General features: G+C 54.2%; 15 protein-coding genes. 11 read left to right on the top strand and 4 right to left on the bottom strand.

The genetic code is table 11. The annotated features are described in order from the left end of the window. The 7 genes from FBQ85_10300 to FBQ85_10270 all read left to right on the top strand — a co-directional run. A partial coding sequence (locus FBQ85_10300; protein MDL1875539.1) for an RtcB family protein occupies nt 1-861 on the top strand: 861 nt, incomplete at its 5' end. Between the two features lie 113 nt (nt 862-974). Then, on the top strand, nt 975-2,801 hold the full coding sequence (locus tag FBQ85_10295) for a hypothetical protein (protein MDL1875538.1): 1,827 nt from the start codon (nt 975-977) through the stop codon (nt 2,799-2,801). Nucleotides 2,802-3,527: 726 nt separating this feature from the next. Further along, nucleotides 3,528-4,115 carry a hypothetical protein gene (locus tag FBQ85_10290; GenBank protein MDL1875537.1) on the top strand — a complete coding sequence of 196 codons (588 nt, stop codon included), beginning with the start codon at nt 3,528-3,530 and terminating at the stop codon, nt 4,113-4,115. Between the two features lie 10 nt (nt 4,116-4,125). Next, nucleotides 4,126-5,670: a TolC family protein gene (locus tag FBQ85_10285; GenBank protein ID MDL1875536.1), complete on the top strand. Its 1,545-nt coding sequence runs from the start codon at nt 4,126-4,128 to the stop codon at nt 5,668-5,670. A gap of 41 nt (nt 5,671-5,711) precedes the next feature. Further along, nucleotides 5,712-6,944 carry an efflux RND transporter periplasmic adaptor subunit gene (locus tag FBQ85_10280; GenBank protein ID MDL1875535.1) on the top strand — a complete coding sequence of 411 codons (1,233 nt, stop codon included), beginning with the start codon at nt 5,712-5,714 and terminating at the stop codon, nt 6,942-6,944. A 26-nt stretch (nt 6,945-6,970) separates the two neighbouring features. After that, on the top strand, nt 6,971-7,696 hold the full coding sequence (locus FBQ85_10275) for an ABC transporter ATP-binding protein (protein ID MDL1875534.1): 726 nt from the start codon (nt 6,971-6,973) through the stop codon (nt 7,694-7,696). A gap of 133 nt (nt 7,697-7,829) precedes the next feature. After that, a complete protein-coding gene (locus FBQ85_10270) occupies nt 7,830-9,065 on the top strand; it encodes an FtsX-like permease family protein (protein ID MDL1875533.1) in 1,236 nt (411 codons plus the stop codon). A gap of 97 nt (nt 9,066-9,162) precedes the next feature. On the opposite strand, the gene FBQ85_10265 is transcribed toward FBQ85_10270, so the two are convergent. Next, entirely contained in the window at nt 9,163-10,449 is a 1,287-nt protein-coding gene (locus FBQ85_10265) for a hypothetical protein (protein MDL1875532.1), read from the bottom strand. A gap of 516 nt (nt 10,450-10,965) precedes the next feature. On the opposite strand from FBQ85_10265, the gene FBQ85_10260 reads away from it, so the two are divergent. The 4 genes from FBQ85_10260 to FBQ85_10245 all read left to right on the top strand — a co-directional run bounded on the left by FBQ85_10260 (nt 10,966) and on the right by FBQ85_10245 (nt 15,453). Beyond that, the gene (locus FBQ85_10260) at nt 10,966-13,254 is read left to right on the top strand and encodes a tetratricopeptide repeat protein (GenBank protein MDL1875531.1); all 2,289 of its coding nucleotides are present in this window, start codon (nt 10,966-10,968) and stop codon (nt 13,252-13,254) included. Beyond that, nucleotides 13,251-13,976, top strand: a complete 726-nt coding sequence (locus FBQ85_10255; protein ID MDL1875530.1) for a response regulator transcription factor — start codon at nt 13,251-13,253, stop codon at nt 13,974-13,976. Before FBQ85_10260 ends, FBQ85_10255 begins: the two co-directional genes overlap by 4 nt. 247 nt (nt 13,977-14,223) lie before the next feature. Beyond that, a complete protein-coding gene (locus tag FBQ85_10250; protein ID MDL1875529.1) occupies nt 14,224-14,802 on the top strand; it encodes a hypothetical protein in 579 nt (192 codons plus the stop codon). After that, a complete protein-coding gene (locus FBQ85_10245) occupies nt 14,803-15,453 on the top strand; it encodes a hypothetical protein (protein ID MDL1875528.1) in 651 nt (216 codons plus the stop codon). A gap of 397 nt (nt 15,454-15,850) precedes the next feature. Here FBQ85_10245 and FBQ85_10240 read toward each other — a convergent pair whose 3' ends face one another. The 3 genes from FBQ85_10240 to FBQ85_10230 all read right to left on the bottom strand — a co-directional run. Continuing rightward, nucleotides 15,851-16,840 carry an alpha-ketoacid dehydrogenase subunit beta gene (locus FBQ85_10240; protein MDL1875527.1) on the bottom strand — a complete coding sequence of 330 codons (990 nt, stop codon included), beginning with the start codon at nt 16,838-16,840 and terminating at the stop codon, nt 15,851-15,853. A gap of 473 nt (nt 16,841-17,313) precedes the next feature. Continuing rightward, nucleotides 17,314-18,489: a trypsin-like peptidase domain-containing protein gene (locus FBQ85_10235; protein MDL1875526.1), complete on the bottom strand. Its 1,176-nt coding sequence runs from the start codon at nt 18,487-18,489 to the stop codon at nt 17,314-17,316. A gap of 26 nt (nt 18,490-18,515) precedes the next feature. Next, the coding region (locus FBQ85_10230; protein ID MDL1875525.1) for a hypothetical protein at nt 18,516-20,025 on the bottom strand (1,510 nt) is incomplete at its 5' end.

Here is a 20,025-nt window from a genome sequence, read left to right as displayed (position 1 = left end):
GAGAAGGCGATCAAGAAAGGCTTGCGTACATTCTGCACCATCGGCGACGGCAATCATTTCCTCGAGCTGCAGGAAATTATCGAGGTATTGGATCACGACACTGCCAAGCTCTTGGGACTTTCCCAGGGCAAAGCCGTGTTTATGTTGCACACCGGCTCACGCACGCTGGGCAGCCGGATGATGAAACTTTATCTGGCAGAGTTGGAAGAAAAATTCCGCCCGGCTCAAAATGGCGCGCCAATCTGGTCGATGCCGGCGGATTCAGAAGAAGGCATCAAGTATGCGCGCGCGGTTTCGGCGGCCTCGAATTTTGGTTTTGCCAACCGTATCGCCCTCACCGAAAAGCTGCGCGCTGCCATGCGCAAAACACTCAGCGATGATGCGCTGCCGATGCCGTTGCTTTATGATTGCGCTCACGTCAGTATCAAATTTGAGCAATGGAACGGCGAAAAGCTGTGGGTGCATCGCCACGGCGCCAGCAGCGCCTTGCCGCCCTCGCGCTTTGCCGGCCATCCGGTGTTTTCCCAAACCGGCCAGCCCGTGCCGATTCCGGGTTCGATGGGACATCATTCCTTTATCGGCGTGGCCGATGAGAAGGCGATCGATACGTTTTGCTCAGTCAATCACGGCGCGGGCCGCGTGATGGACAAACCCGACGCGCTGGCGCGCTTCACCGAGCAACAAGTTCATAGCGAGATGGAGGCCAAAAATATTCGGCTTTATCGTTATGGCTCAGACAACATTGCTGAGCAGGCGCCCAGCTCGTTCAAAGATATTTCCCAAGTGATTCACGCCATGTCCGCGTTGTCGTTGGCGCGGCCGGTTGTGCGGGTTCGTCCGGTCGCGGTATTGAAGGGATAAATATTGCCCGCAACTGCAACGCCTACCTTTCAACGACCATTCAAGTTGTGCTGGATAATCAGGTTGTTTTCCAATTAACCTCGCTGCACTGCTGCAACCTGTGGAGGAACTTTATGAGTGGAATTTGCGGGGTTTTCAGCCCGCGTCATCCCGAATTGGCGAATCGGGAAATTTTGGCTAAGATGCTGGATGCCATCGGGCATCGGGGATCGGCGGCGCGAAGATTTTTTAGTGATGAAACGAACGGTTTGGGACTGGGCCATGTGTTTGCGCCGGTATCACAAATGCCAGGCGAGCCGCAATGGCATGAAGACGAACATCATGTTGCGTTGCTGGACGGCGCTCTTTTCAATGCCCAGGATTTTTTGCTGCCGCAGTGGCGGCAACATTACAAAAATCGCGATACCGCAGCCGCCCTCGAACATCTCAAGCAAAACCCGTCTGATTTTCCAGAAAAATTGGACGGCAATTTTGGCCTGGCAATTTGGGACAAGAACGAGCGGCGTTTGCGCATTGTGCGCGATGCTTTGGGCGGCAAGCCGCTTTATTGGTGCCACCTTGTGGAGAAGGGGGCGGTAATCTTCGCTTCGGAGTTGAAGGGAATTCTCGTTCATCCCGCCGTCAAACGCAGCGTGAGCCGCGAGGCGCTGACAGCGTATTTGACGTTTGGCTACATTCCTGCGCCGCTGAGCATTTTTGAAAATGTTTATAAAGTTTTTCATGGCGAAATCGTGGAAATGGATTCCGGTGCGCGGGTGACGAAGCGCCAGTTCTGGCACTTTCCACCTTATCGGCCGGCGCCGGGCGATTTGCAAACATTTGCGGCGGCATTGCGCGAGCAGGTCATTCAAGCGGTGCGCCGGCATGCCGGCAGCGCCGAGCGCCTCGGAATTTTTCTCAGCGGCGGTATCGATTCCACCATCGTGCTTGCCATTTTGAACATGCTCGGCGTGCCAACACACACCATCACGCTGGGCTTTCGCACCAACCCTGAGAAAAAACATCTCGACAGTGATCTCTATTGGGCGGAACGATCGGCGCAACGCTTTGGCAGCGTTCATCATGCCATCAGCATCGAGCCGAATCATGATCCCAATCTGCTGCTGCCCCGCATTCTTCGTCAGTTTGATGAGCCGATGTTGACGCCGAATGCCTATTCGAAATATTTTCTTTCGGAAACGGCGAGGAATGCCGGCATCAACTTGTGCCTCACCGGCTCCAATGCCGGAGCGACCTTCGAGCGCATGACACAAAAAAGCGTGGAAAAAGCGCGCCAAAAGGCCGGCGCCGGCGTCAGCGTTGATGAACTGGTGATGATCAACCGCACTAAACTGTTTTCTTTAGAGGAACAAAGCGAGTTGCTCGTCGAACCGCCCGCTGAGGCGCGCCAAATTGCGTTATCCGTTGTGGCGCGATATGGGAAAGATGTGGTAGGCGAGGATTTATCCGATTTGATTTATGGCATTTCGACGAGAATGCAGGGTACGGAAAAATCTGTCACTGTGTATGATCGAAGTGCGGCGCTTAACGGCGTGGAAGTGCGCCATCCTTTTTATGATGCGCCATTAATCCAATTTGCCAATACGATTCCGGCGCGCTTCAAAGGCAGCGAGTCGGAGGATATGTTGAAAGCGGTTTTGAGATTGGCCTTTGAAGACATTTTGCCCGCGGAGATTAGCGAACGCGAGCCGACCGGCTATCCGAGCTATTATTGGACGCAAGGCGAGGTCGAGCATCTGAAGCAGTATCTGCTTTCGCCCGGCGGGCTAAAACGAACCGGCTTGTTGCGGCCGGACACCGTGCAGCAGATACTCGAGGCAGACAAAGCCAGCAAGAAAAAATCTGCCGGCAAGCGCACCTGGGGTCTTTTGGTGCTGCAAGCCTGGTATGAGTTGTACGTCAATAACAACGATGATTTTTTTATCACCCGGGATTATTGACGCAAATTCCTTCCGTTGACGTCAACCTACCGTATTACTGTGCTATAAGCTGTAGGTCAACAAAAACGGTTTTTGTTGCGGAGCAGCGGTGGTTTTACTTGGCGACGGCCTTTTGCGTTCAAGTTGTCGTTGAAGATGGCTTCTGCCCGAAACGCAAAGCATGCTTTTGGAAAATCACCTACGGCCAGAGGGGGCAAGGGTGAATACAGCCTACGGCGGCGATCAGTGAATCATCCTGAATCGACATGATCGGATAGGGCCAGTCTTTTAGGTCCAGTTGTTGAGCCAAACATCGACCTTTCATCAGTTTGCCTCACAGGATTTACCTAGATTTTACAATACTATGACGCGCTGATGACTCTGGGGGAATGCGATTTTTGTACATTCTTTAAAACAAATGGTGAGTAATCTGATCGGTGTTCTGGTGCTGTTAATTTGCCTTCCTTCTTACTTCAACATTGACGTTGATTTAACGGCCATGAGACATGGACGTGACAACGCAGTATTTAAAATAGCGTATATTAGCGCAGTTGTAACCAGCTAAAACCGTCGTCGGGACTATCCGGTACAAGTAAAATTGTGGTCTAAAATAGACATAATTTGCGCAGCGAGATGTCCTGGCGGTAAATAGAGTGTGAGATTGTTCGAAGCCGCATTGGGATTGGAGAGTAGAAGCAGGAGGAACAATCCACAACACATCATCTAAGAGTCACAAGGAGACATATGATGAAAACACGAAACCGTTTTTTTGCGGCGGCCCTGGGTTTGTTGCTTTTGGGCGCAGCTTCATCCGGCTGGGCGCAGCCAAAGGTTTGGATGACGCCGGCGGAAATTATGGCGGCGCTCAAACCCGGCCAGTGGGTGCAGATGGAAGGCACGATTCAGAAGGATCTCACGATTATGTGCACGCAATTGAAAATCATGACGGGCGATTTTTTGGATGACGATTGGAGCCTCGTTGGCGTTGTGCGCAAAGTTGACCAGGAAAAGCAACAGATGGAAATCATGCGCATTCCCGTCAAGGTGCACAAAGATACGGAGTATGAAAATGAAGCCGGAACCTTCAAGGGGTTTTCACAGGTGAAAGTCGGCTCGTTTGTCGAGGTCGAAGGCACCTACCTTAAAGACGGTACGTTTTTAGCCAAAGAAGTCGAAGACGAATCGCAAAAGCTTGCGGAAGACTCCGGCCTGGAAAACACTATTGAGGCTGAGGGTAAAATCGAGAGAGTCGACGTGGCAAAGAGCACATTTACGGTGATGGGGATGACAATCAAGATCACCAACCAAACCAAAAGCAGATCGGTCATCAGATAGACTATACTTCATGGACAGCACAAACGACTACAAGATCGGCGTTTCGATTTTTGTTGGGGCGCTGATGACCCTGCTCGCGGCCGGTCCGGGGCAGGCTCAAAAAAATGACAGCACGGCAGTCAATGGCTCAATCTCTGCATACAAATCCTTCAGCGAGGCGGAGATCAGTGCTGCCGTGCAAGCGCCGCTGACGCTGGAGGATTGCATCGGAATCGCGCTCAGCAAGAGTATCGCCCTGCGCCTCGCGCAAGGCGATTTCTCGAAAGCAGAAGCGACGTACGCCGGCACTTACGGCGCTTATCTCCCAGTGTTCAGCATTCAAGGCACGCAGGAAAATACCCTGGAAAAGCGGCCGCTGGATATCGCCAACCCTACGGATCCGACGGAGTTGGATTTTGAAAATCGAGCGCTCGTGGCCACGGTGCAGCAAGCCCTGCCGACTGGTGCGGTGCTCGATTTCACCGGCGATATTCGGCGCGATCTCAACTCGCCGGACAAATTCGGCGCTGCGCCAACCCGGACAAGAAATCGCATCTACTCGGTGCAACTGCGGCAGCCGCTGTTGCGCAATGCCTGGCCGAGCACAGTGAACAGCGCAATTGGAACGGCGCGCCATGATCGCAGAATGCAGGAAAAGCTCTATCTGAACACCAAACTGCAAACGATTTACGCGGTCAAGAGCGCCTTTTATGAAGTTTTGTATCAGCGTGAATTGATGCGGGTGAATCAGGCGGCCATCGAGCGTGATTCGACCTTGTTTGCCGCCTCGGAATCGAAAGTGGCGGCCAAACTGGCGACGCGCCGCGACGTTTTGAGCGCGGAAATCCAGCTTGCCACGGATAAGGCCTCGTTAATCAAGAGCCAGAGCGACTACGAGTTTGCCCTTGATGCGCTCAAAGAGGTGATGGGTATACCCATCGAAATGCCGATTGAGCTGCTGAATGTAGAATTGAGTTACATGCCGGTTTCGCTGCAGGAAGAACGCTTGCTGCGGCAGGCCCTGGAAAATAATCCCACCCTGCACAGCGCTGAAGCTGCGGTTGATCGCAGCCGGTTGCAGCTCAAAGTGGCAAAGAACCAGTTATTACCCCAATTTGACGTGACCGCCGGTTACAGCGGCAGTTTTGAGAAGGATACTGACCAAAATATTGACCTACGGACAACCGGTTTTATCACGACGATAAACCTGAGTTATCCCTTTTTGGATCGTACGGCCGCTGCCAACGCAGAAAACGCCCAGATCGATCTGTCGCAGCAGCAAGACAACGTGCTCAATGTCAAGCGCCAACTGGCCGTGAGCATCCGCAATATCATTCGGAATACGTATAGCAGCATCGAGGCGATCAATACGTTGCAGCGCAGCATTGAAGCTGCAGAGCAGAAAGTTGATTTTGCCACGACCATGTTTAACCTCGGCCGCGCCTCGAATTTGGATATCACCGATGCGCAGGAAGCGTTGTTGAAGGCGCAAACGCAATACGTGCGCGAATTGGTTGATTATCATATTCAACTGGCTTTGCTGGAAAGTCTGACCGGCCAGCCGGTGGCGCAATGATGTGTTCGGACCAAACAAGCTAAATCAAACAGGTGCCTCGCATGAATATTTCTACACTGCAGCCGGAGTGGGCGAAGAAGTTTCTGTCGGACAAAAATCGCCGGAAAACGACGATGATCGTTCTGCCCGCTTTTATCTTCATTCTTTTTGTTGGCAATTCGCTGCTGGTCTCTGATTCGGATACCGCCGATATTCCGACCACGAAAGTCAAGAAGGGTGAGGTCGCCATTAAGATCACAGAAACCGGCGATCTGCGCGCTCAAGAGCAAGTCACCATCAGCGCCATTAACGACAAGCAGCTTATCTGGATGGCGCCGGAAGGCCAATGGGTTAATGAAGGAGACACGTTGATCATCTACGCCTCGGAAAAATACGTGATCTCCAGTGATGAGGCGCATTCCGGCTTGCTGGTGGCAAAAGCTGATTTGAAAAAGGCCTTGAGCGATTTGGAAGCGCAACAGACGAAGGAAGAAGCGGCGCGCAAAAGCTATGAAGCCTTGCCGGAGCTGGCGAAAAAAGGCTTCGTGATGGAGAGTGAAGTTGAGCAGGCGCGGCTGACTTACATGGAGTTGCGATCCCGCACCATGGCTTATCAAGCGGCGGTCGATGCCGCCCACGCCGGCGTTGAACGCGCCGCCAGAGGGCTGGCGCAAGAGCAGCGAAAATTGGCCGAGGGTGTGGCGCTGGCGCCGCGTTCCGGGTTGGTGGTTTATGCCACTTATGGCGATGCCGAGAGCCAGCAAAAGGTTTCGATCGGTATGACGCCGTTCGAAGGCATGGATTTGATGTACTTGCCCAACATTTCTTCCATGATGGTGGACACCGAAATCAGTGAAGTCGATTTGTCCAGAATTAAAGTCGGGCTGCCTGCGGAAATCCGGCTGGACGCATATCCGGATGCAATTTTTAAAGGCGAAGTCAAGACGATTGCCGATTTGGCGCGGCGCAAAATCAGCCGCCTCACCGGTAAAATGACCGGGGCAAAAGTGTTTGCTGTAACGGTGAAGGTGAATGAGCAAGACGTTCGTCTGAAGCCGGGATTGAGCGCCACGGTTGAGATCGTTGTCAATGAGTATGAGAATGCGCTTTACCTGCCGCTCGAAGCGATTTTTGTCGATGAACATGACAAGACGATCGTTTACGTGAAGAAAAAAGGAGGCGGCATTGAAGCTCGCCCGGTCACGATCATCGAGAGCAACGACCGTCTGGCCGTGATCGAAGAAGGCCTGCAGGAAGGTGACGAGGTGTTGCTCGGCCGTCCGGCTGCGATTTAAGCGCTCGATCTTATTGGAGATATGCGATGCTTGTTGAAATAAAAAATTTGGCTAGAACCTATATGATGGGGGAGACGGAGGTGCATGCGCTGCGCGGCGTTTCGCTGAACGTGAATCGCGGCGAGTTTGTGGCGATCATCGGCCCTTCCGGCTCCGGGAAATCGACACTAATGCATTTGCTTGGCTGCCTGGATCGCCCCACCTCCGGCCGGTATTGGCTGGATGGCACCGCGGTCGAAGGCTTGCAAGATCAGGAACTGTCGCGGCTGCGCAACCGCAAAGTGGGATTTGTGTTCCAAACCTTCAATCTCATTCCGCAGCTCAATCTGTTGGAAAACGTCGAAGTGCCGTTGATTTACATGGGAATGGATCGCGTCCAGCGCCAGGAGCTTAGCCTGCAAATGCTGCAAGCGGTGCGCCTGGGCCATCGCAGCACCCATCGCCCCAATGAGCTTTCCGGCGGTGAAAATCAGCGCGCTGCCATCGCGCGCGCACTGGTCACTAATCCAGATATTATTCTGGCCGATGAACCCACCGGAAATCTCGACACCAAAACCGGAACCGAGATCATGGAAATTCTGGATGAGTTGAACAAGAAGGGCACCACCATCGTTTTGGTCACGCATGAGCTTTCCAAAGTTAAATGGGCCCGACGCGTGATCTATATGCAAGACGGCCAGATCCGGCGTGAGCTGTTTGGCGACCAAACGCACCAATTGGTGGAGCTGTTTCAGGAATTGCCGCAGGCGTGAGAAAATGGAGTGAGGGAGTGTTGGGATGGATTATTGAGGTATTGCTCAAGTCAATTTATTTTTTAGTACTTCAATACTCCGCCAATTCACTGCAGTCTTCAGGCGTGTACCTTCATATTGACATCAGGATTATATGCAATTATCTGAAAACATGCGCATTGGGATCAAGAGTATCTTGGTCCACAAGCTGCGTTCCCTGCTGACGACCATGGGCGTTATTTTCGGCGTGGCGGCGGTGGTTTCGATGCTGTCCATCGGCGAAGGCGCCAAGCGCGCGGCTATCGAACAGATAAAACTTTTGGGAACCAACAACATCCGCATCAACCAAGTGAAGCTGACTGGAGAGCAGGCGGAAATAGCCGACAAGAAATTTTCCAAAGGATTGAGTTACACTGACGGCCAGTTGATCCGCGCGAATTTGCCCAACGTTACCGGGGTGACGCCCTTGAAATTCGTCGAAATCGAAGTGATGCTGGGCAACAAGGAATCAACCGGTCGCGTGGTGGGGACGGATGAAACCTACGAGTGGGTGACGAATTTCCGCACCGGTGAAGGCCGTTTCATCACGCCGCTAGACGTGCAAGACGCCAAACGCGTTTGTGTGATTGGTTCCGAAATCCGCAGCGAGCTTTTTGGGTATCGCAATCCCATCGGCCGGCGCATTAAAATCGGCGAAAGCTGGTTTACAGTGGTGGGCGTGATGGAATCCAAAACCATGAAGGAAGACAAGGCCTCCATCATCAAATTGCGCAATATCAATAAAGACATTTATATTCCGATTACCACGGCGCTGAAACGCTTTACCGACGGCGAACGCCCGTCGGCGCTTGAAGAAATTGCCATTCAAGTGAAGGATGAAGGCCAGGTGATCACGACCTCCGAAATCGTGAAGCGAATTCTTAACCGGACGCATAATGGCGTGAATGACTACGAAATCATCATTCCCGCCGAGCTTTTAGCGCAAAGCCAGAAAACGCAACGCGTGTTTAACATCGTCATGGGTTCCATTGCCGCCATCTCGCTGTTGGTCGGCGGCATTGGCATCATGAACATCATGCTGGCCAGCGTTACCGAACGCACCAAGGAAATCGGCATTCGCCGCGCCCTGGGCGCCACCGAGCGCGATATTCTTGGTCAATTTCTCCATGAGACGGTTTTGATCAGCGCCACGGGTGGCATCATCGGCGTTATTATCGGCGCCATCATGGCCAAGGGAATCAATCTTTTTGCGGGATGGGATACCGTCATTTCATTTTACAGCGTGGTGATTTCGTTCGGCATTTCGGCGCTGGTGGGAATCGTCTTCGGAATTTATCCGGCGCGCCAGGCTGCGCAAATGAATCCGATTGCGGCTCTGCGGTTCGAGTAAGCCGTGCGCCGTTTGCAACAAGGATCTACAGGATTTCTTAAATTGTGGTGACAAAAAAAGCCGAGGCAAATCGCCCCGGCTTTTTTTATGCGTTGTTCTATTCGTTTGCTGCGGCTTTGGGTTTCGCGCCCGCGCCGCGATACAGCAGCTCCAGCGGCAAATCCGGCTGAACCTGCAATTCCCAAAGATCGTGAAACTTGCCCTCAAGCAAGGCATCGCCGCCGTAGATCATTAAGCGCTGGCTGCGCGGATCGTAAATCGCCTGATGATCCATGCGCGGCTGCGGGCCGGGTGTGATATTGATCCACAAATCTTCTTTGAGATCGAATGCCCACACATCATTCAGAAATCCTTTCTCGCCATATCCACCGAAAATGATAAACCAATCTCGCGCCGAATCATAAACGCCCACGGCATGGCGGCGTTTTGGGGGATGTGATTTGCTGGTTTTGATTTGCCGCCAATGCCCTGCGGTATCGGGCGGTTCGGCAAAATAAAACGCCCAAGTGTCTTCAATATATTCGTTGCTATCGTTATCCCACCCTCCGTAAACGATCATGCGATTCCGCAGGCTGTCATAAGCTGCCACGTGATCGGCGCGGCCCATGGGGTGTTGATCAAAAACCGTCAAATCCTGCCATTTTTCAAATGTCGGCGATTGGGGATCAAGATCAAAAGCCCAAATGTCAAACAGCGTAAAGTCATTGTCGCGGCCGCCGAACAGGACCATGCGTTTGCCGCGGCTGTCAAAAATCGCGGTATGATCCTCCCGCACCGGCGCGGTTGAGTCGGTCATATTGCGCCAGCGCGGCGTTTTCAGATCGAATGCCCAGGTCTTGTTCGTTGATTTTCCCTTTTCCCCGCCGTGCAGAATCAAGCGATAGCTCAGCGGATCATAGATGACGACATGATCCTCGCTTCCGGGCGGGGCCTCGCCTTCCACAGCCAGTTTTCGCCAGGTATTTTTTGCCAAATCCAATGCCCAAACTTCATTCAAATTCTCGTTCTGGTCGTTTTTGCCGCCAAACAAAACGATGCGATGCTGCACCGGATCGTAGATTAAGCCGCAATCTTCGCCGGCAGGGGGCAAGGAGACCGGGTTGATGGTCGGGCTGCGGTCAATCCACTGGCTCAGTATGTTGCCGGAAATACCGGTGTGTGCCGTTGCCGATGAGTTTGCTGTAGCTTGCTTCATTGGTGCCTGAGTGTTGACACTTCCGGCGCAGCCGGCCACAAGACTGAGCAGTAACATTACGCGAAGATGCGCACCGATCATTTTCAGAATGGTTGTTGCCGCACAGATTTTCTCGTTGTTGCCGGTTAAAAGGTGTTCGAAAAGAATGCTCGTGTGCATTTTGAGAAACCTCCGAAATGCGAGTTCCATATTTTTTGAAATGCAGGTGGTTTGATGTGTGAATTTTCTAACTGTTCTTATACAAAACCTACTATGCCAGTTGTGACCTCGGGGCGATTCGTTTGCACGTAGATTTCAGTGATGACTGTAACAGCCTGGCTGGACAGGCACATATGAATCCACTGCGCGCTCAGAGATATAGATGATGAAAGGGGTAATTGCGGACGAGCAGATTGTTTGGCGGGTAGTGTCCGAGTTTATCTAGCGGCGGACTAATATGGAGAATTGAAAGAGCAGAAACAGAAGCCGCCTAAGTTACGGGGACGATTTTCGGGCGTGCCACAATCGCCCGGAGTTTGCGGGAGTAACTGCCGAGGAAATGGCTTCTGTTCAAGTATACTTTCACATTGATTCGAACGCCGAATTCTGCAATCGCAACAGTGGCACGTGGTAGGTGGTGAAATTGAAGGCCCTCTTGCTAAAATAGCTTGAAAGCATTACCTTAATAAAATTTTTTGACTGAAATCAACCCTTTTGGGGCATGCAATGCGTTTGCTGCAAGCTCTCACCTCAAGGAAAGCAGTTTCGGTGAATGGCCCTCGGCCGTTGCGCCAATTCATGCTCGATCAAAAGCGCGAACTGCGCCTGGCGGCTATATTCGTGTTGCTGATTTTTTTGCCCAGCGGCTTGTTGGGTTATTTGAGCTGGCGCGCGTTCGAGAATCAACAACTGCTGGCTAAGCAGAAAGTTGTTGAAAGCTATCGCCAGTTTGTTCGTCTCGCGGCTCGCGAAATAGACGGCGAGCTTGAAAATGTGCAAACGCGACTGCAAAACTCGATCGAGCATGCTCTGGAACGTCTCGGCACGCCGCTGTCCACCGGGCAACTGGACAGCTTGATCGTCACCGAACCTCTGATTTCTTCCTGCGCGCTGTTCGTTGGCCCCGGCCAGGTCGTCTATCCTCCCGAACCCACATTGAAAAGGGCAAGCGCATCCGTCCACGCAGCACAAGGCGAGACGATTGTGCGTGATTACGAGCGGTACAACGAACTGTCAACTCGCGGCGAGGAGCTGGAATACCAGTCTCATGATCTTGACGAGGCCATTGCCACCTATGAACAAATACTAGTGGAAACAGCTTCACCGCAGTTGCACGCCATGGCGCACAGCCTGCTCGGGCGTGCTCAAACAAAGAAAGCCGATTGGCAGGCCGCACTGCGCACTTATGAAGAACTGTTGCAGGAATATCCGGAAATAAGGGATCTCAACAAAACGTATTTGCGTTTCCTGGCGCAATATCAGATTGCCGTTTGTCTCGACAATCTCGGCCGTGAACTGGAGGCGATCGCGACGCTTTTGCGCATGAGCAAGGATCTGTGGGAACGAAGCGACACGATCAATCGACAACAATATTCGAATTTTGCCAATTGGATCAAGGTTTTGTCAGCAAGGATTCTTTCCTCGCCGCGACTGTCCAATGTGGAATCTTATCGGGAGCAATTCCAGGCACTCGCGAGGCAGCAAAAGAAGCGCATTAGCGACAAATACTTTGTACAGGTGTTCGATGAAGAACTGCACGAACTCGTGATCAAACGAAAAAACTACCGGCCGATTATTCGCTATTTCTCCGGCCAGGCTGACGACGAACCGTTTCTGCTTGGTTACCATCCGCTGCCGGATCAATCCGGTTCTTCCATTTCCGGATTATTGGGATTTCGGGTGAATTTAACACGCTTGCGCGAACGGATTTTTCCGGTCATTTTGAGCCATTTGGAAACTAGTGAGAGCGTTATTCCGGCGATCCTGGACAACGATGGTGCATATGTCATTGGAACGGCGGAACCGAAAGCGGCGCCGGTTGCCACGCAATCTTTGGATTCCCCCTTCAGGTTTTGGCAGGTGGGTGTATTCCTCAACGAAGAGCCCTCGCCGCCCGCAGGCGATTTTGGCCGCCTGTTGTGGCTTTGGCTGATTGCACTCCTGTTGTTGAGCATTTTCTTCGGCGCCTATTTTTTTATCAGGTTTGCGCGGGAGCAAGCGCATCTGTCTGAGTTGAAATCGACCTTTGTCTCGCGCGTCTCACACGAGTTACGCACGCCCTTAACTTCGATCAAGATGCTGGCAGAGCATCTGGACATACAATTTCGCCAGCCGTCCGCCGCCTCAAATCAGGAGTTGCGCATGCGCACCGGTCAATACCTGGGCGTGATCCGCCGTGAAAGCGATCGCCTGGGAAGGCTCATTGAAAACATTTTGGATTTTTCCAGGATCGAACGGGGCGTGAAACAGTATAATTTTGAATATGAATTGCCAGCGGTTGTTCTGCGCAAAGCGATCGACTCTTTCCGCCCACATGCCGAAGCGCAAGGATTCACCATCCAGTCTGAGATCGATGACTTGTTGCCCGCGCTGTTTTGGGACGCCGATGCCATAGTGCAGGCGCTGCTCAATCTGTTGAGCAACGCCGTAAAGTACAGTGAAAAGGAAAAGAGCATCACCGTGCGCGCTTTTCGCGATCAGGCGCACGTTCACATTGAAGTCGAAGATCGTGGGATTGGCATTGCGCCAGCCCAGCTTCCCAGGGTCTTCGATGAGTTTTATCGTGTCGATCAGAAGCTCAACTCCAAGCGCCAAGGTGGAGTGGGATTGGGCTTGACGCTGGTGCAACACATCGTTGAGGCGCATCAGGGCGCGATTCGTGTGCGCAGTGTGGAGGGAAAGGGTTCGACCTTTAGCCTCACGTTGCCGATTCCGCCAGACGATGACACGCCGGGCGAAGAATCTGCTGAACAATCAAACCAGGAACATCATCAAACCGTTGAGCATTCGGCATGAAAAAAATACTTATTGTGGAAGATGACGACGCCATTCTGTACGGCCTTGAAAACATCTTGCGCGACGAAGGCTATGATATCCGGTCTGTCAAATCCGGCCAAGAAGGCTATCGCCTGGTTAAAGAGTTTGATCCGGATTTGATGATTTTGGATCTGATGCTGCCCGGCATGAGCGGCCTTGAGATTTGCAAACGGATTCGTGATGAAGGCATGAAAACGACGGTTCTGATGGTGACCGCCAAGGCCGAGGAGAATGATAAAGTTTTCGGTTTGGAGCTGGGGGCAGATGATTATATCACGAAGCCTTTCAGTGTGCGCGAATTGCTGGCGCGCATCAAAGCGCATCTCCGGCGCGGCGAATTTGCCGGGGGCGCCAACACCGAAATGCTGCCGGATGAGATCACGTTTGGCGAAGTGGTGGTAAATGTGAAGCGCCACGAAGTGGTCAAGGCGGGCGAACGGCAAGATTTGACCAATCGTGAATTTCTCTTGCTGGAATACTTCCTGCGTCATCAGGGAGAGCTGCTAACGCGGCAGCGTTTGCTCGACGATATTTGGGGCTATGAAGTCTATCCGACCACGCGAACCGTGGATACCCATGTGCGCCGCCTGCGCAAACACATCGAGCCCAACCCGGATCAACCGCGCTACATCAAAACCGTGCACGGCGCAGGCTATCTTTTCGAGCTTGAGGAAAAACAGGTCACCAACAAGCACATTTGAAACCTTATGGGTTTATGCGAAGTTTGTTTGTTACAGGAAGAAAAAGTTTTTTGCGGGGAAATTGGCTAGAAACCTGGCCACACGCTTTCACGGATCACAAGTATTTCACAAGCATTTTACAATCATCCCACATATCAGTGACATCCTGTCGTCGCCATTTTCGTATATTAACGCGAGCGCATGAAGAGGCGCTTCAGCGCCGGGGAATTGAGCGACGAACGAAGAGTTCGAAAAAGGGCGGTTTTCTATGAAAGTGTATTTTTCAATATCAGCTCTTGCCGTTTTGGGATTCTGCCTATTCAGCAGCACGCCGCTGCAAGCGCAGCGCGCCAAGAAATGGACGCAAGCGGAAATCCTTGCCAATGTCAAAGTCGGCCAGTGGATCGAAATTGACGGGGCTATCCAGCCGGATCAATCCGTGACGGCGGTTGAAATCGAATTCCGCGCCGGAGATTTTTTGGACGATGATTGGCGCCTGCTCGCCACGGTCAAGTCCGTCACTCCTGAACAAGGCGAATTCAAAGTGTTCTCGCTGCCGGTAAGGGTGACCAAGGAAACCGAATTTGATGAGGGCATCGCAAGTCTGGACGATATTAAACCGGAGATGCTGGTAAAGCTCGAAGGTTCCTATTTGAAGGAAGGTGTTTTCCTGGCGAAAGAGGTGGATAATCGGGCTAAAAAGCTCCAGGCGGAACCGCAGTTTGACAAGATGCTTGAAGTGGTCGGGAAAATCGCTCAAATTGATGAAGCAAAGCGGGTGATTACGGTCATGGGAATTGACTTTCATATCACCGAAGAAACAGAAGGAAAGTCGCTCATCAAGTAGTTGCCGCCGTCGCAAAGAGGGTGGTGGACGGCGCGAGACTCATGTTCTTTCAAATCAGTTGCAACAGGACGTTTATTAGCAGAGGTGTTTATGAACGAGTTTATTTATTTTTCCGGCATGGACCTTATGATCAAGGTCAAACATGCCAAAAAGGCCAGTACGCTGCACTACGTCTCGCATCGCGAGATGGAACCCAAAGAAAAAGTGATGGCTGAGCATTACATGAGGGCGAAAATGATTTCAACAAGTGGACACAACGGTGATCGCCCATCGATTTTTATCTATCGCGGAACGGACAATCGGCTCAAGAGAAAGCTGGCCTCGCTTCATGCAAGACATGGCGTGCAACGCCCGCACAGGAAAGAAAGGGAAATCACGGCTTCGGTCAAGAATCTGATCAATGCCGCCATGCGCAATTATTATACGGAAAAGATCGGGGAATTTCTTGTGTGCGCACGCAACGAGTTGAGAAATGGCATGCCGCAGGAAGGAAGGCTTGCGTTGTTAAAACAACAGTTGCATGAATTGGTTTTGGCCTACAACGCTTACGCGGACTCTAAGATCATTCTTGAGGAAATCATACCTCCAGAATTAAAGCCCTTCTGGCTGGGTCTGAAAGAACCGCATTTGTCTGTCGCAGCTTCACGATGAGGTATCGCGGCTGCAGTTGGGCGAAATAAATTTGCCCTGCTTGGCATCCCAGATGATTACGGCCGCCCGGCTGTATTTTCTGCGAGTAGAATGTTGGTTTTTGTCATTTGACGGTTGCTTTCCGATCTAACGCGCCATAGGCCTTCATTTTTTACTTCCCCCAAAATCAAAACTCTTGCAGGCCAAGATGCTCACTGGCCTGCAAGGGTTTGAATGAATCTCTTACCAAGAATAAACGCTGCAATTTGATTAATTGATCTAGGGTGTGGCCGATAACCCCTTGTCTTGCATAATCGATGAGGCTAACCATCTGCTTTCGAGTACAATGTTTGAACGAAAGCAGACTTTTCGGCTACACCGCTAGTTGCATGCCTGAGCAGCTCAGAATTAATGTGCATCAGTACTCTACTAATCTCCTTGCAAACTCTTCGATTTGTTGCGTGCTCACCAAAAACGCCTCCTCCAACACCGGGCTGTACGGCACCGGCGCATCCAGCGCGCCGAGCACACGCACCGGCGCATCGAGATACTCAAAGGCTTCTTCGGCGATGATCGAGGCAATGGACTGGCCGAGGCCGCCGGTTTTGGAATCTTCCTGCACAATCAACACGCGATTGGTCTGTCGCACGCAGTCGAGAATTGCGGTTTTGTCGAGCGGCAGCAGCGAGCGCAAGTCAAGCACCTGGCACGAAATGCCGTCTTGTTCCTCGAGTTTTTGCGCCGCGGCGAGACAACGATGCACATAGGCGCCGTAAGTGATCATGGTTAAATCACGGCCCTCGCGTTTGAGATGCGCAGCGCCAATCGGGACGAGAAAATCTTCATTTGTTTCCGGCAGGTGTTGTTTGATCGAAGCGAGACGATACAACGCAATATGCTCATAAAACAGCACCGGATTGTGATCGCGAATCGCGGCTTTCAACAATCCCTTTGCTTCACGCGGGGTCGAGGGGCAAACGATTTTCAGTCCCGGCGTGCGGTAAAACCAGGCTTCGGTGTTTTGCGAGTGATACGGCCCGGCGCTGCGCAAGCCGCCCCAGGGCAGGCGCACCACCAGCGGCACTTTGGGACCCCAGCGGTAATGCAGCTTGGCCGCGTTGTTTACCAACTGGTTGAAGCCGCAGGCAACGAAGTCCGCGAACTGCATTTCAGCCACGGGGCGCAAGCCGTAGATCGCTGCGCCTATGGCATTGCCGATGATGGCGGACTCGGAAAGGGGAGTCTCCCAGACACGGTCCTTGCCGAACTCGTCGATGAGGCCCTTGGTGACGCCGAAAGCGCCGCCGTAGACACCGATATCCTGCCCCAGACAGAAGACGTCAGCGTCGCGAGCCATTTCCTCGCGCAATCCCTGGGTGATGGCTTCAACGTAGGTGATGGCTGCCATGGCGGGCACTTATCAGATTTCAGATGTCAGTTTTCAATGGCTAACGCTGCAACCGGATCAGGCTCTGGCGGGTAGCGCCATGTGCGCCCAAATAGGCAAAAGGCGCCCAAAGCGACGATAACGGGTGCGAATAAATCATAACGCGGCAGGCAGGGTGCCGAATTCCGGTATCAGTGGAGCCCCCTCTAAGACCATGAAAAAGCAGGGCGGCGCGGCCTCAAAACCAAACCGCCTCCCGAGAGGAGGCGGCGGTTGGCTGTGCCGAGCGTCGAGTAAGCGTCCGTTACCTTCAGTGCTTGCGGCCTGGGCGATCATTCGCGCAGGTCTTGCGGAACTTCGGGCCGCGTGTGGAGGCGTATGCCGCGCGCCTCCCTTCCAACACCAGGTCGCTCTCCGCTGGGCGCAGCCAACCGCGATACGCTGCGCTGGTCGCCCAACAGATTGTACTACATGACAGCCCATGCTGTCGGGATTTACTTCGGGTACTCCTCGTAAATCAGCTTGCGCCACTTTTCCGGCAGGGCACTCACGGGCCTTAGATAGCCCAGAGACTCCATGGTTTCATCGGCGTGCATCGACTCCGTCGGCACTCCTATGAGCTCAAATTTGCTGTTGAAGGCACCGCCGCCGCTGTTTCCGGCGCTGATAAGAGCGTCCGTCTTGATGAACTGCACCTGCCCCCTTCGCTCAAGGAAGCCCGCGACGATGCCGCGCGACAGCGTGATGCCGTAGATGCTGCGCGAGCCGCCAATGCCGGGGTAGCCCAGGCAGCGGATGTCGTCGTCCAGCATCAGATCAGCGGGGTTGCCCAGAGGTGCCCAGGCAAAGGCGGGCTGCCTGACGGGGTTGCCGTCGAGGTCGCTGACGATTCGCAGAAGCGCCAGGTCAAGGGACTTGTCCACGTGCACGGTTTCAGCCAGATGGCTCTGCACAGGGTCACGCCGCGGGTCTTGCGTGAACGACACATAAACGCCCTTCTGCAGGTAGCCGCCGCCTTCTGACTCCAGCACATGATAGCAGGTCAGCAGCAGGCCCGTAGGCGTGACGACCGTGGCGCTGCCCGTACTGACCTCACTGTCCAGCCGCACACTGGCGTCAATCGCGCGCTGAAGACCTTCAGGCTGGTGAACACGGTACGGCGGGCGCTTGCGCTCGACGCGTGGCGGCGCGGCATCCAGCGAGGCCGTGATGCGGAACGTGATCTCCTCCTCGACTTCGGCCTGGAGGCTACCGGCGTAGATGAAGTAGGTGCCTGCCTTGAGCTTGGGCTCGGTATCCTTGTCCAGGGTCAGCACTTCATTGAAGCGTGCCGTCGAGGAGATGTGTTCGGCCTGTTCTTCCAGTTCGTCCAGGGTGGCCGGCTGTTTGCCCAGGCACAGAATCAGATCGATGTCTGCCGTCGCCTCCTCCACTGCGACATGAAGGCTCTTGGCCGAAGGCGGAACCTTGATCGAAAAGGCCCGCAGGTAGCTTTCGCTCTGCTTGACGGTGACATCGAAGGCGACGCCCGGCTTGAGTTCCGTCACCTGGCTGGAAAGCTTGCGCTGGGGGGCTGGAGCCTCCTGGGTGTGGGCCGCCTGCCGCGGCCAGGCCAGGGCGGCGCCGAACAACACACTCAAAGCCACCAGGAACGAGAGTCCGGTCTTCATGGGCAATCCTTGACTGGAACAATAAATCAGTAGGACGGCGGTCGCTGCAGCGGTTTGTGGCGCTGCGCCTGGCTGTCCGCAGACGATTCATGGCCGGGCTGCACCGCCGGCTGGCGGCTGGAGTTGCCCGCGGCGATCTCGCGCGGCGTCACCAGGCGCAGGTCAAGCACAGGCTCGGTGAACTGGAATTGCCACTGGGGCCACTCGGGCCGGTTCTCACGCCAGGCAAACACGCGCATGCGGTCTCGTGAAAGGCCCACCACCACGCCTTCGAGCACGTCGCAGGAGCGGATGGGCTCCGGCGCGATGAACTCCCGAGCGGTGCTGCCGTCCTGAAAGAGCATGGGCATGACGGTGGACTTGAGGGCGACCAGCAGGCACTTGCGGTCGCCTGAGAGCGTGGTGGCCGCCAGTTCACCCACAGCCTTTCCGGCCCTGAAGGCCAGCAGCGGCGGCGTTCCCTGTCGCGGTTCCCAGACGTAAACGTCTCCCGCAGCGTCGGCCACCAGCACATACTGGCCGTCGTGGGCCAGGGCCGTCACTTCATGGCGCGTCCCCGGATAGCGCGCCGCAACACGCAGCGCCGCGCCGTGCGCCAAACCCTGCTCCAGCAGCAGCACCGTGGGGCCGTTGGCAAACAGCAGGCGCTCGTCGAAGAGCGTCAGGCCCCGGGTGGTCGAAAAGCGGGAAGTCAGGTCCGGCATGACGTGAACCGCCGGGCTGTAGGGCTGCAGCAGGGGCCAGCGCAGCAGCCCGAACTCACTGTGAGTCGCGTAGATGAAATTCCTGTAAAGCACCGCGGCATTGACCCCTGTGCGCGCCTCCACATTGCTGCCGATGGGGTACTCTCGGGCCGCTTTGCGGTGGGCCAGCAGCATGGTGTAGACGCCGTTTCTGGCGCCGGCGAGGCAGAGCCGGTCGCGCCCCTCGCCGCCCATGCGCACGCTCCGCAATGAGCCCAGGCGCCCCGGGTCAAAGTTGAGGTCCAGAGGCAGGTCTTCCAGCGACTTCTGCCTCAACGGGTCCATGGCGTAGACGCGCCGCCCGCTGGCCACCAGGCACAGGGCATCCACGCCCGATTCACCCTGTTCGACGCGCTGGGTGGCGGTTTCATCCGGCACATCGACTTCGACGTTTACAATGGGTTCAAGGATGGTCGGGTCTGCTTTTTCCGCGGCAGCCCGAAAAGCCAGCGCGCCTGCGATCTTGAAGGCCATCTCGCTGGAGTCGACCTCGTGGTACGAGCCGTCGTAAACCGTCGCTCGGACGTCGACGACCTGGAATCCGGCCCGCAGTCCCCCTTCCAATGCCTCGCGGACGCCTTTCTCGACGGCGGGAATGTAGTTCTTAGGAATGGAGCCACCCACGACTTTGTTATCAAATTGGAACCCGGACCCTCGTTCGAGCGGCTCGAGCTCCAGCCAGCAATCTCCGAACTGGCCTCGCCCTCCGGTCTGCCTCTTGTGGCGTCCTTGAGCCTTCGCCGAGCCTTTGACCGTTTCCTTGAACGGGACCTTCGCTTCGGCGGTTTCGACC

Source organism: Cytophagia bacterium CHB2 (genome assembly GCA_030263535.1).
Lineage (GTDB): Bacteria > Zhuqueibacterota > Zhuqueibacteria > Zhuqueibacterales > Zhuqueibacteraceae > Coneutiohabitans.
Note: the sequence above shows the minus strand (reverse complement) of the source record. Positions and strands in the feature narration are given on the sequence as shown.